Here is a 16,107-nt window from a genome sequence, read left to right as displayed (position 1 = left end):
CTTGATATGCTACAATATTACGGCGCCGGCGCGTCGACGCTCGCGGCGCTGATCGTCTCGCTCAACCTTGGCCGCCGACACACCGGCTGGGCGTTCGTTATCTTTGTCACCGCCAGCATCGCGCTGATCATATGGGGTTTCCTGAACCCCGACAGCGAAGGCATCGGGTGGCAGAATATCGCACTGCTGATCATCAATATGGTCGGCGTCTATCGCTATCTGATCCAGAAGGATAAACCGGATCGTCCGGACGATATGCAGGGAGAATCTGTACAGTGAGCGCACCGGTCCTTGGCACCAGCATCAACGCGGACAGCGACGAATATCGCACCCGCAGCGCGCATAATCGCGCGCTGACCGACGACTTGCGCGCGCGCGTCGCCGAAGCGGCGCTCGGCGGCAATGAAAAGTCGCGCGAGCGGCACACGAGCCGCGGCAAGCTGCTCCCGCGTGAGCGCGTCGAACGCCTGCTCGATCCCGGTTCGCCGTTTCTCGAGATCGGCCAGCTGGCAGCCAATGACCTTTATGATGGCGAAGTGCCGGGCGCCGGGCTGATCTGCGGCATCGGCCGCGTGTCGGGGCGCCAGTGCATGATCGTGTGCAACGACGCAACGGTGAAGGGCGGCACTTACTATCCGCTGACCGTCAAAAAGCACTTGCGCGCGCAGGAAATTGCGCTCGAGAACCGGCTGCCCTGTATCTACCTCGTCGACAGCGGTGGCGCCAACCTGCCGCATCAGGATCAGGTGTTTCCCGACCGCGACCATTTCGGGCGCATCTTTTTCAATCAGGCGAATATGTCGGCGCGGCGCATCCCGCAGATCGCCTGCGTCATGGGCAGCTGCACCGCGGGCGGCGCCTATGTACCGGCAATGTCCGACGAAACCGTCATCGTGCGCAATCAGGGTACGATCTTCCTCGCCGGGCCACCGCTGGTCAAGGCCGCGACGGGCGAAGAGATCAGCGCCGAGGATCTTGGCGGCGGCGACCTCCACGCCAAGAAGTCGGGCGTGGTCGACCACCTCGCCGAGAATGACGAACATGCGCTGACGATCGTCCGCGACATCGTCAGCCACTTGGGCGAAGACAAGGGTTTCGAGGTGCCGATGAAGACCCCGCGCCCGCCCAAATATGCCGCCGAGGAAATCTATGGCGTCGTCCCCGACGACGTCCGCGCGCCCTATGATGTGCACGAGGTCATCGCGCGCATCGTCGACGGCAGCGAGTTTCACGAGTTTAAGGCTAATTACGGCGCGACGCTCGTCTGCGGCTTCGCGCATATCTGGGGCATCCCCGTCGCGATCCTCGCGAACAATGGTGTGCTGTTCAGCGAATCTGCGGTCAAGGGCGCGCATTTCATCGAACTGGCGCAGCAGCGCCGCATCCCCCTGCTCTTCCTCCAGAATATCAGCGGCTTCATGGTCGGCGGCAAATATGAGGCCGAGGGGATCGCCAAGCATGGCGCAAAGCTGGTGACGGCGGTTGCCACGGCAACGGTTCCGAAGATCACCGTGCTGATCGGCGGCAGCTTCGGGGCGGGCAATTACGGCATGTGCGGGCGGGCCTATTCGCCGCGGTTTTTGTTCACCTGGCCCAATGCGCGGATTTCGGTGATGGGCGGCGAGCAGGCGGCGAGCGTGCTGGCGACGGTGCACCGCGATGCGGAGAAATGGACGCTTGGGGAGGCCGAAGCCTTCAAGGCGCCGATCCGGCAGAAATATGAGGATGAAGGCAACCCCTACCACGCGACCGCGCGGCTCTGGGACGATGGCATCATCGACCCCGCGCAGACGCGCGACGTGCTGGGGCTGGCCTTCGCCGCAACGCTGAATGCCCCGGTCGAGGACCGCGGGTTCGGCGTGTTCCGGATGTGATGGGTACGGGCGATCAACTTCCTCCCCGGAACGGGGAGGTGGCGCCGCGAAGCGGTGACGGAGGGGTCGAAACCTCGCCATCTAGAGCGTGTGCATGACCGATAGCGCCCGGCCCCTCCACCACCCTTCGGGCGGTCCCCCTCCCCGTTCCGGGGAGGATTTGGGACGGGTGCGGCATCGGACTTTGGGTGCGCCTGAAAAGACGGTTAAGCTCGCACGCAAGCTGCGGCGGGCAATGACGTTGCCTGAGGGGCTGTTATGGCGCGAGCTCCGCGGCAAGCGCACCGGACTGAAATTTCGGCGTCAGTTTCCCGTGCTCGACTATATTGCCGATTTCGCATGTGTCGAGATTCGGATGCTCGTCGAGGTTGATGGACTGGCGCATGATTTTGACGATCGCCCAGAACGAGATGCAAGGCGCGACAAGATTTTGAACGAGAGAGGATGGCGCATCGTGCGAATAGCGGCTGTTGACGTTTTGAGGGATGCGGCGGCGACCGCGCAGTCCATCCTCGCCTTGGCCGATAGCTTGCGGCCCCTCCACCATCCTACGGATGGTCCCCCTCCCCGTTCCGGGGAGGATCGTGCATGATCAATTCCCTCCTCATCGCCAATCGCGGCGAAATCGCCTGCCGCATCATCCGCACCGCGCGCGAGATGGGCATCAGGACCGTTGCGGTCTATTCGGACGCCGATGCGAAGGCGCTCCATGTGCGCGAGGCCGACGAGGCGGTGCATATCGGGCCGTCGCCCGCGCGCGAATCCTATCTGGTCGGTGAGAAGATCATCGCCGCCGCGAAAGCCACCGGTGCCGAGGCGATCCATCCGGGCTACGGCTTCCTTTCAGAAAATGCCGAGTTTGCGCAGGCGGTTGCCGACGCCGGGCTCATCTGGGTCGGGCCCAAGCCTTCGTCGATCACTGCGATGGGGCTGAAGGACGCCGCCAAGAAGCTGATGGCCGACGCCGGGGTGCCGGTGACGCCGGGCTATATGGGCGAGAATCAGGACCCCGCGTTCCTCGCCGAACAGGCAGGCCAGATCGGCTATCCCGTCCTCATCAAGGCGGTCGCGGGCGGCGGCGGCAAGGGGATGCGCAAGGTTGACGCCGCGGCGGACTTCGCCGACGCGCTCGCCTCGTGCCAGCGCGAGGCCGCGGCGTCGTTCGGCAACGACCATGTGCTGATCGAGAAATATATCCTCACCCCGCGCCATATCGAGGTGCAGGTCTTCGGCGACAGCCACGGTAATGTCGTCCATCTGTTCGAGCGCGACTGCTCGCTCCAGCGGCGCCACCAGAAGGTGATAGAGGAAGCCCCTGCCCCCGGCATGGACGAAGCGACGCGCGCCGAGCTTTGCGCCGCTGCGGTGCGCGCGGCGAAGGCGGTCGACTATGTCGGCGCGGGGACGATCGAGTTCATCGCCGACGCCAGCGAAGGCCTGCGCGCCGACCGCATCTGGTTCATGGAAATGAACACGCGGTTGCAAGTCGAGCATCCGGTGACCGAGGAGATTACCGGAGTCGATCTCGTCGAATGGCAACTGCGCGTCGCGAGCGGAGAGCCGCTGCCGCTGACGCAGGAGGAGTTATCAATCAACGGCTGGGCGATGGAAGCGCGGCTTTACGCCGAGGACCCCGCCAAGGGCTTCCTGCCTTCGATCGGCACGCTCGAACTGTTCCAGCTCCCTGAACATATGGGCCGCGTCGACACCGGCGTCTATGAAGGCGCGGAGGTGTCGCCCTTCTACGACCCGATGATCGCCAAGGTCATCGCATGGGGCGAGGATCGCGACGAAGCGCGCGAGCTACTTTCGGAGATGCTCGAGGACAGCGCTATCTGGCCGGTGAAGACCAATTCAGCTTTCCTGATCAACGCCCTCGACCACCCCGATTTCGTCGCGGGTACCGTCGACACCGGCCTGATCGGCCGCGACGGTGATGCGATGACGGCGGAGCCTGAACCGTCGGCGCAAGCGCTCACCAACGCTGCAATGGCGATGACGCCGCGCTCGCTGCAATCGGGCTTCCGTCTCAACGCGCCCGACGTGCGCAGCGCGCCCTTCCTGCTCGATGGCAAGCGCGTCGAGGTCGACCTCCACGGCCCCGGGGCCGACGAGCCCGCGCCCGCAATGCTCGTCGCCGAGGGCGGTTCGGTGTGGCAGCTGACGCCTTGGCGTGCTGCGGGCGGCGCGGGCGGAGCAGCTGGCGACGGCGCGATCCTCTCCCCCATGCCCGGCAAGATCATTGCTGTCGATGTCGCCGCGGGCGACACGGTGACCAAGGGCCAGAAGCTGCTCACGCTCGAAGCGATGAAGATGGAGCACAGTCTCACCGCACCGTTCGACGGCGTGGTGGCGGAGCTTAATGCCTCGGCGGGCGCGCAGGTGCAGGTCGAGGCGTTGCTGGTGAAGATCGAGAAGAGCGACGACTAAATTCTGTTCTTCGTCACCCTGAACTTGTTTCAGGGTCCATGGCCGGACGTCAGAATAGACGCAGCGCCAGACGAGAGGACGGGCCATGGACGCTGAAACAAGTTCAGCATGACAAGTTATGGAGTGAAGTGATGCCCGGCAAATTTTTCGACGAATGGACCATCGGCGACACGCTGACCCACGACATCCGCCGCACCGTCACCGAGACCGACAATCTGCTGTTCACGGTGATGACGCACAACCCGCAGCCGCTTCACCTCGACATCGAGGCAGCGAAGGCGTCGGAATTCGGCCAGATCCTCGTCAACGGCACCTTCACCTTCAGCCTGATGGTCGGGCTGTCGGTCGGCGACACGACGCTCGGCACGCTCGTCGCGAACCTCGGTTACGACAAGCTGGTGATGCCCAAGCCCGTGTTCATCGGCGACACGCTGCGCGCGGAAAGCGAGGTGATCGGGCTCAAGGAATCGAAGTCGCGGCCCAACGCCGGGATCGTTACCTTCCTCCACCGCTGCCTCAACCAGCGCGATGAACTTGTGTGTCAGTGCGAGCGTTCAACGCTGGTGAAGAAACGACCGTGAAATCCTCCCCGCTCGCGGGGAGGTGGCAACCCGCAGGGTTGACGGAGGGGGAGCGCGCCCTCACACTTTGCGCCATGACGAAAACCCCCTCCACCATCCTTCGGATGGTCCCCCTCCCCATCCCGGGGAGGATCGGATCATGAGACTACGTTCCCTCCTCTTCGTCCCCGGCGACCGCCCAGAACGCTTTGCCAAGGCGGCCGCGTCGGGCGCCGATGCCATCATCCTCGACCTCGAGGATTCTGTTTCGCTCGCCAACAAGGATGCGGCGCGGCACGCCATTGCCGACTATCTCGCCGCCGAACGCGAAGTCATCACGCTGGTGCGCGTCAATCCGCTCGACGGCCACCTGACCGCCGCCGACGTCGCCGCGATCATCGCGGCGCGACCCGACGCGATCATGCTGCCCAAGGCCGAAGGCGCGCCGAGCATCGCGCAGCTCGACACGATATTGCGCAGCGAATCGGCGCCCGACGCCTCGCTGCCGCCTATCCTGCCGATCGCGACCGAAACCGCTGCGGCGATCTTCACCCTCGGCAGCTACCGCGAGGCGAAGGACCGCCTGCTCGGGCTGACCTGGGGCGCCGAAGACCTGCCCGCCGCGATCGGCGCCACCACCAGCCGCGAGGCCGATGGCAGCTACACCGCGCCCTATGATGTCGCGCGCGCACTGACGCTGTTTGCCGCGCACGCCGCGGGTGTCGCTGCGATCGATACAGTGTTCCCGGCGATCAAGGACGAAGCGGGCCTCGCCGCCTACGCCGCCCGCGCGCGCCGCGACGGCTTTACCGGGATGATGGCGATCCATCCGTCACAGGTCGCCGCAATCAACGCCGCCTTCACCCCCACCGCCGACGAGGTTGCCCGCGCGCAGGCGATCGTCGACGCCTTTGCGGCGCAGCCGGGCGTCGGTGTGCTCCAGGTCGACGGCAAGATGGTCGATGCCCCGCACCTCAAACAGGCGAAGCATATTTTGTCGCTGGCGGATTGACCCCCACCCCATTTCCGTTCGTGTCGAGCGAAGTCGAGACACGTTGAGTAGGTGGATGCCTTCACGTGTCTCGACTTCGCTCGACACAAACGGAATTCAGGTCGACTTACGCCCAAACGGCCGATGCCGCTTCATCCAGCTGCGCCCGCGGTGCCAGCTCTTTTTCAGCCCGCGCTCGGCGATGCTTTCGAACATCGCATCGGGGCTGGTCGGATCGAGCACTTCATTGTCGGCGATAAACTCGTCCAGCGGGCCAGGCGGAACTAGGTCCAGAAGCTCAAGCGACCGCCCCTCTCCGCGCAACGCCTCGATTGTATCGATCAAGGATGCGGTGCGCTCGAACGTCGCCGCTACATCCTTCTCGGCCACCCCCAGATGCTCGGCCATCAGCGACTCGCGCAGTCTTGCGATCACCGGCTCGACGCCCTTGTTCGCCGCTAACGCCGCATCGATCGTGACGTCGCATTCGCTGTCGAGCCCCATCGACCGATTGTTGAGGTTCGACGATCCGATCCTCAGCAACCGGTCGTCGACGATCGCGGTCTTCGCATGGACATAAATCGGCTCGCCGCCCTTGGTGTGCGGGACATAGACCTTCAGCCGATCGCCGTGGCGTGACTTGGCGATCGAGCGGACCAGTTGCACCCGCGCCGCATCCATCGCCATCTGCTCCAGCCACCCGTCGGCGGTCTTGGGCATCACCATCACAAATTCGGGCGGGTCGTCCTCGTCGAGCCGCGCCGCAATCGCCGCGGCAATCGCGCCGCTGGTGAAATATTGATTCTCGAAATAGATGAAGCGCCGCGCCGCGGCGATCATGTCGAGATAAAGCTGCTCATTCTCGCGCACCTCGGCGCGGCCATCATATTCGGCGCTGGTGCGCGAGATCGCGACATCGACGTCCGTGAAATCGGGTTCAAGATCGTCAGGCCAATTCTCGCCAGCGCCGCTCAGGTCGCGCAGCGGCTTCTTCGTCGCACGCTGCCAACGCTCGTTGCCGAGATCGGCGAGCGCCTCGCCAATCGGTCCCGACAGAATCATCGTCGAATCGTGCCACGGCATATAGGGTTTGCCGTTGGGGCCGGTACGCCGCGGGTCGTCGTCGACATGGTCGCGCGTGTCCCAGCGCACCGAGCTGACGTCGATGCCGCCGCACACCGCCAGATGATCGTCGAACACCGCAACCTTTTGATGGTGGCTGCACCCGACCGGATGCGCGCTGTCGAGCCGGAAGCTGATCGACCGGGTCATTTTCCAGCGCAGCACCATCGCGACGATCGACGGCACGAACAGATGCTTCAGCCCACCGAAGTTCCAGCGCAAAATGTCGATGTCGCGCTTCGGCTGATCCTTGGCGAGGCGGAGGAGATAGTGGCCGAGCGATTCGCCTTTGCCCCGCTCATCCGGGATGAGCGGAATACGCGGATCGAAATCCCACCCGATCAGCAGGATGCGCTCCTTCGCGCCCGCCATCAACCGTTCGAGAAGCGCATAATAGTCGGCTGCATCGACAATCATCCGCGCCTTGTTCGCCCGCTCGATACGCCAGCAGTTCCGCCCGGTGGCGACGATCGGAGCCAAAGTGCGCGGGCGTTCGGTATCGCTCATCGCCGACGCCACGCATGGCGTCGGCGATCGTTCCATTGGGCGCGATCAGGCGGCGTAAAATTGTTCCGGGGTCAGTGCCATCATCGCGTCGCTGCCCGCCTCGATCTTGCGGCGCAGCGATCCCGCATCGGGCAGGAAGCGTTCGGCGAAATGGCGCGCCGTGACCAGCTTGGCCTCAAGAAACGCCTTGTTGCCGCGACCCTCGGCGAGCGCTTTTCCTGCCGCTTCGGCCATCATCAGCCACATCGAACCCAACGCGACGATGCCCATGATGTGCATGTAATGATGCGCGCCGGCGCCGATATTGTTGGGGTTCGCCATGCCATTTTGCATGAACCACATCGTCGCGGCCTTGAGTTCGCCGTTCGCCTTTTCAAGCCGCCCGGCAAAATCGGCCAGCGCCTCATTGTCCTTGGCGCGCGCGCACTCGCCGTCGATGACCGCGAAGAAGGCCTGGATCGCGCGCCCGCCATTCTGCGCGAGCTTGCGTCCGACGAGGTCCATCGCCTGCACGCCGTTGGCGCCTTCGTAGATCATCGTGATGCGGGCATCGCGGACATATTGGCTCATGCCCCATTCCTCGATGTAGCCATGGCCGCCGAACACCTGCTGCGCATTGGTCGCGACGTCATAGCCCTTGTCGGTGCCATAACCCTTGATCACCGGGGTCAGCAGGCTGACGAGGTCGTCGGCGCGCTGGCGCTCCTCCTCGGTCTCCGCGACATGCGCCAGATCGACCTGCAACGCGCCCCACAGGCACAGCGCGCGAAGTCCCTCGACGGTCGCCTTGGCGTCCATCAGCATGCGGCGCACGTCGGGGTGGACGAACAGCGGGTCGGCCTTTTCCTGCGGGTCTTGCGGCCCGGTCAGCGCGCGGCCCTGACGGCGGTCCTGCGCATAGGCCACCGCATTCTGGAACGCGATGTCGGCTTGCCCCAGCCCCTGGATACCGACGCCAAGGCGCGCCGCGTTCATCATCACGAACATTGCGGCGAGGCCTTTATTCTCGTCGCCGACCATCCAGCCCTTGGCGCCGTCATAGTTCATCACGCAGGTCGAATTGGCGTGGATGCCCATCTTGTGCTCGATCGATCCGCATTGCAGCGCGTTGCGGTCGCCGAGCGAGCCGTCGTCATTGACCAGGAACTTGGGCACGATGAACAGCGAGATGCCCTTGACGCTGTCAGGCGCGTCGGGGGTCTTGGCGAGGACAAGGTGGACGATATTCTCGGTCAGGTCATGTTCACCCGACGAAATGAAGATCTTGGTCCCGGTGATCGCATAGCTGCCGTCGCCGTTGGGTACCGCGCGGGTACGGATCAGCCCCAGATCGGTGCCGCAATGCGGTTCGGTCAGGTTCATCGTCCCGCCCCACTCGCCCGAAATCATCTTGGGGCAATAGGTCGCCTTCTGCTCGTCCGATCCCTTGACCAGGATCGCCGCGACCGCGGCCTGGGTCAGCCCCGGATACATGGCAAAGGCCTGGTTCGCCGCCATGCGATATTCCTCGACCGGAAATCCGACGACATGCGGCAGCGCCTGCCCGCCAAATTCCTCGGGCTGGGTCAGCAAGGTCCAGCCGGCGTCGCAATAGGCCTTATAGGCTTCCTTGAACCCCTTCGGCGTGGTCACCGATCCGTCGTCGTGACGCGTGCAACCTTCCAAGTCGCCCGACTGGTTGATCGGGAACAGCACTTCCTGACAGAATTTGCCGGCTTCGGTCAGCACCGCCTCGATCATGTCGGGGGAGGCGTTGGCGAAACCGGGCAGGTTGGCGTAGCGCTCAACCCCCAGCACATCGTTGAGGAGGAACAGGCTGTCCTGCACAGGCGCGCGATAGACGGGCATGGGAAATCCTTCTGAAAATCAGGTTGGCAATGTTAGCTTGCCTGGGGAGAGGCTCAACCGGCCTTTTGGCTCGCGTCGACTTTTTTCACCATATCGATGAACCGCGACAATTCCTCGACAGCACTGTCGATGTCGTCGCGCTGGCGCTGCAACAGGCCGATGCGCTGCTCGCATTTTTCGATCGTGACCTGCCGCTGCAACTTGCGGCCATCGCCGACGTCGTAGAGGTCGATCATCTCGCGAATGTCGGCGAGGCTGAACCCCGTACGCTTGGCGCGCAGGATCCACGCCAGCCGCGCCCGGTCGCGTTTCGAATAGATGCGCGACAATCCCTTGCGCGACGGGCTGATCAGCCCTTCATCTTCGTAAAAGCGCAGCGCACGCGCGGTCACGCCGAACTCGGTCGACAAGTCGGTGATGCTGAATTGTTCGCGCCCCAGATGGTCGGGGGTATCGATATGGGAGTGGCCGTAGGCTTCGGTCATGCCGAGGAAACTAGTTTCCGTTGACGTGAACGTCAAGACCGGCAAATCGGCGCATATCGGGACCGTTCAGCCCCCACACGGTTGCAGCATATTGCCCTGCCCGTCGCGGATCTGCAAGCCCCGCGCATCGTCGGCGGACCAGCTCGCGCGCGGCAACCGCAAACCCGACAGCGACGCGCGGGCTGGGCAGAGCGCGGCGCATTGCGGCGGCAAGCTTCCGGGGAGGCGAAGCTCATCCTCCTCTTCGCGCACAAGTGCCTCGCAGCCGTCCGCTCCGGCAAAACGCATGCGCCAGCCGTCGCCGTCGCGCACGATCGTGCCGGTCGCCGAACAGGACAAAGTCGTCCCGAATGCTGCGGTCACCGCAAAACGCCACTGACCCGCTCCGTCGGGAACGACGCACATCGCGTCGCGGCCCAGATCGTGCGAACGCTCGAACACACCGACCGGCGTCGTCGCGTCGGGACTGACGACGCCGCGTTCGCGCGCGGCGATCTCCAGCGGGTTGTCGGCGTCGATCCCCGGCTCGCTCCGATCCGGCGCATGCCGCTCGCACGCGGCGACGAGCAATATGCCGAATGCCAGCGCGAGCTCAGCCTTGCGCATCATCGTCCAGAAACGTCAGTGCCCCGTCGGCCTCGACACGGCGATAAAAGCACGACCGGCGCCCGGTGTGGCAAGCCGGGCCGGCGGGCTTCACGCGCAGCAGCAGCGCGTCCTGATCGCAATCGACGCGCATTTCGATCATGGTCAATCCGTTGCCCGACGTCTCGCCCTTGCGCCATAGCGCCGCGCGCGACCGCGACCAGAAATGCGCCTGGCCCGTCGCCTGTGTCCGCTCGATCGCCTCGGCGTTCATGTGCGCGACCATCAGCAGCACCCCGGTGTCGGCATCGGTAACGATGGCAGTCACCAATCCGGCAGCGTCGAAACGCGGCAGAAATCGGTCGGCGGTGTCGCGCTGCTGGTCCATGTTTCGGGGCTTTAGAGCACAAGCCCGACCCCTGTCATCCCGTCGTTTGAACATGGCGTGACAATATCGTGAATAGGGGGGCGACATTTGCGATAACCGTCCCTATATGCGCGCCAGTCACTGCCCTCGTTGCTGGACCATCATGCTCACCACCAACCCTTTCGATGACGACAAGCTCCGCGAGGAGTGCGGCGTCTTTGGTATTCATGGCGCCGACAGCGCCGCCGCGGTCGTTGCGCTCGGCCTGCACGCGCTGCAGCATCGCGGCCAAGAGGCCGCCGGCATCACCGCGTTCGACGGCAAGGAATTCCACACCCACCGCGCGATGGGCCATGTCGCGGGCAATTTCGACCGCGACGACATCATGCGCCAGTTGCAGGGCGGATCGTCGGTGGGTCATGTCCGCTATTCGACGACCGGTGAAACCGCGCTGCGCAATGTCCAGCCCCTGTTCGCCGACCTCGCGACGGGCGGCTTCGCGGTGGCGCACAATGGCAATATTTCCAATGCCGCCGCGCTGCGCAAGCTGCTCGTTCGCCGCGGTTCGATCTTTCAGTCGACCAGCGATACCGAGGTGATCATTCACCTCGTCGCGACGTCGAACTATCGCTCGCTGCTCGACCGGTTCATCGACGCGCTGAAACAGGTCGAGGGCGCCTATTCGCTGATTTGCCTCACCGCCGAGGGGATGATCGGCTGCCGCGATCCGCTCGGCATCCGTCCGCTTGTCATCGGCAAATTGGGCGACGCGCATATCCTGGCATCGGAAACGGTGGCGCTCGATGTCGTCGGCGCCGAGTTTGTCCGCTCGGTCGAACCCGGCGAGCTGGTGATCATCCGCGACGGCCAGCTGACTTCGCACCGTCCCTTTGCCGATCAGTCCGCGCGGCCGTGCATCTTTGAATATGTCTATTTTTCGCGCCCCGATTCGATCGTCGACGGCACCAGCGTCTATTCGGTGCGCAAGGCGATCGGCGCCGAGCTGGCGCGCGAAAACCCGGTCGACGCCGATCTGGTCATTCCTGTACCCGATTCGGGAACCCCGGCAGCGATCGGCTATGCCCAGGAATCGGGCATCCCCTTTGAACTCGGGATCATCCGCTCGCACTATGTCGGGCGCACCTTCATCCAGCCGGGCGACAAGGTCCGCCATCTGGGCGTGAAGCTCAAGCACAATGCCAACCGCGCGCTGATCGCCGGCAAGCGCATCGTGCTGATCGACGATTCGATCGTGCGCGGGACGACCAGCCTGAAGATCGTGCAGATGATGCGCGATGCCGGCGCTGCTGAAGTCCATATGCGGATCGCCAGCCCGCCGACCCAGCATAGCTGCTTCTATGGTGTCGACACGCCCGAGCGCGCCAAGCTGCTGGCGGCGCAGATGACGGTTGGGCAAATGGCCAATTTCATCAACGCCGACAGCCTGTCCTTCCTGACCATCGACGGCCTGTATCGCGCACTCGGCGAAGCCGAGCGGCATCACGACGCACCGCAATATTGCGATGCCTGCTTTACCGGCGATTATCCGACCACGCTGACCGACTTCGACGAGCATGGGCTGGACGATCAATTTTCGCTGCTTGCCGAACGGGTTGTCTGACATCATGACTATCAGGACTGAAGAATTGGCGGGCCAGGTCGCGCTCGTCACCGGCGCGAGCCGTGGCATCGGCGAAGCGATCGCCGAAGCGCTGGCCGCGCGCGGCGCACATGTCGTGATTACGGCGCGCACCGCGGGCGGGCTCGAAGCGCTCGAAGACCGTATTCACGAGGCAGGCGGCGCCGCGACGATCGCGCCGCTCGACCTGACCGATGGTGACAGCATCGCGCGGCTGGCCAGCGCGATGGCCGAACGCTGGCAACAGCTCGACATGCTGGTGCTCAACGCCGCCATGCTCGGCACGCTCACCCCGGTGGCGGCGATCGACGGCAAGGAATTCAACAAGCTGCTGACGCTGAACCTCATCGCGCAGCAGGCGCTGATCGCCAATTTCGACCCGCTGCTGCGCCGCGCCGCGAACGGCCGTCTATTGGCGCTGTCTAGCGGCGTCGCGCGCGAACCCCGCGCCTATTGGGGCGCTTATGCCGCATCGAAGGCTGCGCTCGAGACGCTCGTGACCAGCTACGGCGCCGAGATGCGCAATATTTCGACGGTGCGGACCGCGATCCTCGACCCCGGCGGGACGCGCACGCAGATGCGCGCGCGCGCTTATCCCGGCGAAGATGCGAACAGCATCAAGGAGCCCGCAGCGGTCGGGACCTTCGTTGCCGATCTGATGGTCAAGGGCTTTGACAGCACTGCATTCCACGCGCTGCCCAAGGTCATGGAAAAGGCTTAACGCCATCTTTGTTTTCCGGCACTAAGGCAGCCGACAAGACGGGTTTGCAAGGGCGCAGCTATGACCAAGGATATTTTGCGATCGGCGATCGCGGCGGTAATCGGGATTGTCGTTGCTTTCGGGCTCATCTGGCTGGCGCAATATGCCGGCAGCGAAATTTCGCCGTCCGAATATGATGTCGAGAGCGGCGAAATTCTGATTCCGCTCGGCTCGACCATCGCTCTGATCGTCGGTTGGTTCATCGGCAGCTTCGCCGGGGGATGGCTTGCGATGCGGATATCGGCGGGAACCGGCGCGGGCTGGATCGTCGCCGGGTCGGTGATCGGCGCAGCGCTCTATCGTGCGGTAACGCTTGCCGACACATGGTGGATCATGGCGCTGGGTGTCGCAGTGCCGCTCGCGGCAGTATGGCTGGCGCAGCGCGCGACAGCGATGATCGCCGACTGAATGACCGTTGCCCCCGGCTTCGCGGGGGCGGCGAACCCTATTTCGCTTCCCGATCCACCGCCGCCTGCACGCTCTTGTAGAACGCCTCGCGCGCCGCGCCGACACCTTCGGGATCGGTCGCCGTCGGCCAGTTGCCGTTCGACGCGATCACCAGCTTGCGCTTCGGATCGATGAAGATGCCCTGACCAAAGATGCCCTGCGCGGCGAAGCTGCCATCGTCATTCGTCCACCACTGATAGCCATAACCGCGGCCCGGCAGGCCGATATCGGCCTGCTTCGTCGTCGCATTGCTGAACCAGTCATCCGGCACGATCCGGACCCCGTCCACAACGCCGTCGTTGAGCACAAACTGGCCAAGCCGCGCATAATCCTTCAGGCTTGCGGAGATGCAGCAACCGCTGATCTCATGCCCGGTTGCCCCAAGCATCCAGACCGCATCCTGCTCCATCCCGAACGGTTTCCAGATCTTTTCGGAAAGATAGGCCGACAAGCTTTTGCCCGTCGCACTCGACACCAGCACGCCGATCAAATTGGTCTCGCCCGTGCTGTATAGCCATGTCGACCCCGCCGGAACGTCGCGTGGCAAAGTCTTCATATAGCTGACGGTTACGTCTTCGCCCGCAATGGGCTTTTGCATATTGAACAGCGCGACGTCGGATTTGGGATCGGTATAATCCTCGTTCCATTTGACGCCGGATGTCATGGTCAGCAGTTGGCGCACCGACACGTCGTCATAGGCCGATCCCTTGAGCCCGGGGATATAGACGGTGACCTTGTCGTCGAGGCTCTTGATATAGCCGTCCTTCACCGCCGCTCCAACGAGGGTCGAGGTGAAACTCTTTGCGACCGAAAAACTGGTCCAGCGCCCCGCGGCGCCATAGCCGAGCGCATATTTCTCGAGCCGGATCTTGCCATCCTGGACGATGATCAGCCCGGCATGGCGCTGTTTGGCCATATAGGCATCGACGTCTGAACCCAGATCGATAGGTTGACCCTGCGGCAACGGATAGACGACATCACCCGCTTCGACAGTATTGACCACCACTTTCGGGACGGTCTCCATCGTCCGGAAAGCAAGGTCGCGTTGATCCTGGGTCCAGAACAGCACATTCATATCCTTTGGCAGCGTGTCGGTGGTTTGGGTGGACGCGGGTGCCGTGCAGGCGGTCGCCGCCGCGCACAAAAACGCCGCTGCCAGATATCGTCGCATAGCTTGCCTCTCCCCTGTTTTCAGGCTGTTTTTTCCAGCGTCACTTGCGCAACGTCGATGCCGCCGCCGCGAAAGCCGCCCTCGCAATATTGCAGATAATAACGCCAGAGCCGTACGAAACGGTCGTCGAAACCGGACGGGAGCTGATTGGCGGCGACCGCCGCGTCGAAACGCTCGCGCCACTGGCGGAGCGTTTCGGCATAATCCTCGCCGAAATGGTGAACGTCGCGCCACGCCAGACCGCGGGCCTCAGCCAACGCGCGGAACCGGCTTTCGGAGATCAGGCAGCCCCCGGGGAAGATATAGGCCTGGATGAAGTCGCTGCTCGCCGCATAGCGCTCGAACAGCGCATCGTTGATCAGAATATATTGGATCGCGGCCTTGCCGCCGGGGCGGAGCAGCCGCGCGACCGCGTCGAGATAGGCGGGCCAATAGGCCTGGCCGACCGCTTCGACCATTTCGACGCTGGCGATCGCGTCATAGGGACCCTGCGCGTCGCGATAGTCGCAAAGCTCGATCCGCGACCGCCCCGACAGGTCCACCGCGACAAGGCGCGCGTCGGCAATCTCGGCCTGCGCCGGCGACAGTGTTATGCCTGTGTAGATGACATCGTGCCGTTCGACCGCCCGCTCCGCCAGTGCACCCCAGCCGCATCCGATTTCGAGCAAGCGGCTGCCCGACCGCAAGTCGAGCCGGTCAAGGATCGCGTCGACCTTGCTGGTCTGAGCCTCTTCCAGCGATTGCGCCGGATCGGCAAACAGCGCACTGGAATAGTTCATCGCATGATCAAGCCACAAGTGATAGAAATCATTGCCCAAATCATAATGGGCATGGATGTTGCGCTTCGCACCGCGGCGATTGTTGCGATTAAGGATATGGGCGATCTTGTTGAGCCAGCGCAGCGGCCCACGCGCGCGCGCCACGTCGCCCAGCGATTCGCCGTTGCGCATGAACAGATCGAACAGCGGCACCGGATCGGGCGATGTCCACTCCCCCGCGTCCCAGGCGCGGTACCAACCCACCGACCCCGACATTGCGAGGCGCGCCAACGCGGCCCAGCTGTGCAGATGCACGACCGCGGTCGGCCCCTTTCCGCGCCCGCCAAGCAAACGGACGCTGCCATCGGGCGTATGCGCTTCAATCGTACCCAGCGCGAGGCCTGCGTCGATCCGGTCGAGGAGGCGATGGAACAGGCCCGCGGGCGCCAACGCCAGCAGCCGCGCCAGCGCGCCGCCGCTGCGATAGGCGCGGTCGGCGCGAAGCAATTGCTTGCCGCGGCGCGGGCTGACATGCGTGTTCATAGCGTCTTCCTGCCCCAAAG

16 protein-coding genes are annotated in these 16,107 nt (G+C 64.0%); 9 read left to right on the top strand and 7 right to left on the bottom strand.

From position 1 onward, the window contains the following. Positions 1 to 6 precede the first annotated feature (6 nt). From G9408_RS04100 to G9408_RS04075, 6 genes are all read left to right on the top strand, one after another. Positions 7 to 279 (top strand): hypothetical protein, encoded by a 273-nt coding sequence (locus tag G9408_RS04100; protein ID WP_210423243.1) that lies wholly within the window; start codon positions 7 to 9, stop codon positions 277 to 279. Continuing rightward, entirely contained in the window at positions 276 to 1,874 is a 1,599-nt protein-coding gene (locus tag G9408_RS04095) for a carboxyl transferase domain-containing protein (protein WP_168452795.1), read from the top strand. Before G9408_RS04100 ends, G9408_RS04095 begins: the two co-directional genes overlap by 4 nt. A gap of 94 nt (positions 1,875 to 1,968) precedes the next feature. Next, the gene (locus G9408_RS04090) at positions 1,969 to 2,466 is read left to right on the top strand and encodes an endonuclease domain-containing protein (protein WP_168452794.1); all 498 of its coding nucleotides are present in this window, start codon (positions 1,969 to 1,971) and stop codon (positions 2,464 to 2,466) included. Beyond that, on the top strand, positions 2,463 to 4,304 hold the full coding sequence (locus tag G9408_RS04085; protein WP_168452793.1) for an acetyl/propionyl/methylcrotonyl-CoA carboxylase subunit alpha: 1,842 nt from the start codon (positions 2,463 to 2,465) through the stop codon (positions 4,302 to 4,304). The genes G9408_RS04090 and G9408_RS04085 overlap by 4 nt, the downstream gene beginning before the upstream one ends. 131 nt (positions 4,305 to 4,435) lie before the next feature. Further along, positions 4,436 to 4,885 carry a MaoC family dehydratase gene (locus tag G9408_RS04080; RefSeq protein ID WP_168452792.1) on the top strand — a complete coding sequence of 150 codons (450 nt, stop codon included), beginning with the start codon at positions 4,436 to 4,438 and terminating at the stop codon, positions 4,883 to 4,885. 139 nt (positions 4,886 to 5,024) lie between these two features. Beyond that, positions 5,025 to 5,876, top strand: a complete 852-nt coding sequence (locus tag G9408_RS04075) for an HpcH/HpaI aldolase/citrate lyase family protein (protein ID WP_168452791.1) — start codon at positions 5,025 to 5,027, stop codon at positions 5,874 to 5,876. A gap of 96 nt (positions 5,877 to 5,972) precedes the next feature. Here the strand turns inward: G9408_RS04075 and G9408_RS04070 are convergent, their stop codons facing one another. The 5 genes from G9408_RS04070 to hisI form a co-directional block, all read right to left on the bottom strand. Continuing rightward, positions 5,973 to 7,484 carry a phospholipase D-like domain-containing protein gene (locus G9408_RS04070; RefSeq protein ID WP_168452790.1) on the bottom strand — a complete coding sequence of 504 codons (1,512 nt, stop codon included), beginning with the start codon at positions 7,482 to 7,484 and terminating at the stop codon, positions 5,973 to 5,975. 45 nt (positions 7,485 to 7,529) lie between these two features. Then, complete coding sequence (locus tag G9408_RS04065; protein WP_168452789.1) at positions 7,530 to 9,332, bottom strand: acyl-CoA dehydrogenase C-terminal domain-containing protein; 1,803 nt, start codon at positions 9,330 to 9,332, stop codon at positions 7,530 to 7,532. A 53-nt stretch (positions 9,333 to 9,385) separates the two neighbouring features. Next, positions 9,386 to 9,817, bottom strand: coding sequence for a MerR family transcriptional regulator (locus G9408_RS04060; protein ID WP_120216354.1), 432 nt, complete (start codon positions 9,815 to 9,817; stop codon positions 9,386 to 9,388). A 66-nt stretch (positions 9,818 to 9,883) separates the two neighbouring features. Further along, on the bottom strand, positions 9,884 to 10,426 hold the full coding sequence (locus tag G9408_RS04055; protein WP_235957462.1) for a hypothetical protein: 543 nt from the start codon (positions 10,424 to 10,426) through the stop codon (positions 9,884 to 9,886). Continuing rightward, positions 10,410 to 10,790: a phosphoribosyl-AMP cyclohydrolase gene (gene hisI / locus G9408_RS04050; protein WP_168452788.1), complete on the bottom strand. Its 381-nt coding sequence runs from the start codon at positions 10,788 to 10,790 to the stop codon at positions 10,410 to 10,412. Before hisI ends, G9408_RS04055 begins: the two co-directional genes overlap by 17 nt. 142 nt (positions 10,791 to 10,932) lie before the next feature. Between hisI and purF the strand changes: the two genes are divergently transcribed. Genes purF through G9408_RS04035 form a run of 3 tightly spaced genes read left to right on the top strand, consistent with a single transcriptional unit; the run spans position 10,933 to position 13,576 of the window. Next, on the top strand, positions 10,933 to 12,390 hold the full coding sequence (gene purF / locus G9408_RS04045) for an amidophosphoribosyltransferase (protein ID WP_168452787.1): 1,458 nt from the start codon (positions 10,933 to 10,935) through the stop codon (positions 12,388 to 12,390). Positions 12,391 to 12,394: 4 nt separating this feature from the next. Continuing rightward, positions 12,395 to 13,129 (top strand): SDR family NAD(P)-dependent oxidoreductase, encoded by a 735-nt coding sequence (locus tag G9408_RS04040; RefSeq protein WP_120216357.1) that lies wholly within the window; start codon positions 12,395 to 12,397, stop codon positions 13,127 to 13,129. 60 nt (positions 13,130 to 13,189) lie between these two features. Then, on the top strand, positions 13,190 to 13,576 hold the full coding sequence (locus G9408_RS04035; protein ID WP_168452786.1) for a hypothetical protein: 387 nt from the start codon (positions 13,190 to 13,192) through the stop codon (positions 13,574 to 13,576). 37 nt (positions 13,577 to 13,613) lie between these two features. Here the strand turns inward: G9408_RS04035 and G9408_RS04030 are convergent, their stop codons facing one another. Together G9408_RS04030 and G9408_RS04025 are read right to left on the bottom strand one after the other, a co-directional pair. Further along, positions 13,614 to 14,786 carry a serine hydrolase domain-containing protein gene (locus G9408_RS04030; RefSeq protein ID WP_168452785.1) on the bottom strand — a complete coding sequence of 391 codons (1,173 nt, stop codon included), beginning with the start codon at positions 14,784 to 14,786 and terminating at the stop codon, positions 13,614 to 13,616. 20 nt (positions 14,787 to 14,806) lie between these two features. Further along, a complete protein-coding gene (locus G9408_RS04025; RefSeq protein WP_168452784.1) occupies positions 14,807 to 16,087 on the bottom strand; it encodes an SAM-dependent methyltransferase in 1,281 nt (426 codons plus the stop codon). Positions 16,088 to 16,107: the final 20 nt, after the last annotated feature.

The sequence above is a fragment of the Sphingopyxis microcysteis genome (assembly GCF_012274265.1).
GTDB lineage: Bacteria > Pseudomonadota > Alphaproteobacteria > Sphingomonadales > Sphingomonadaceae > Sphingopyxis > Sphingopyxis microcysteis.
Note: the sequence above shows the minus strand (reverse complement) of the source record. Positions and strands in the feature narration are given on the sequence as shown.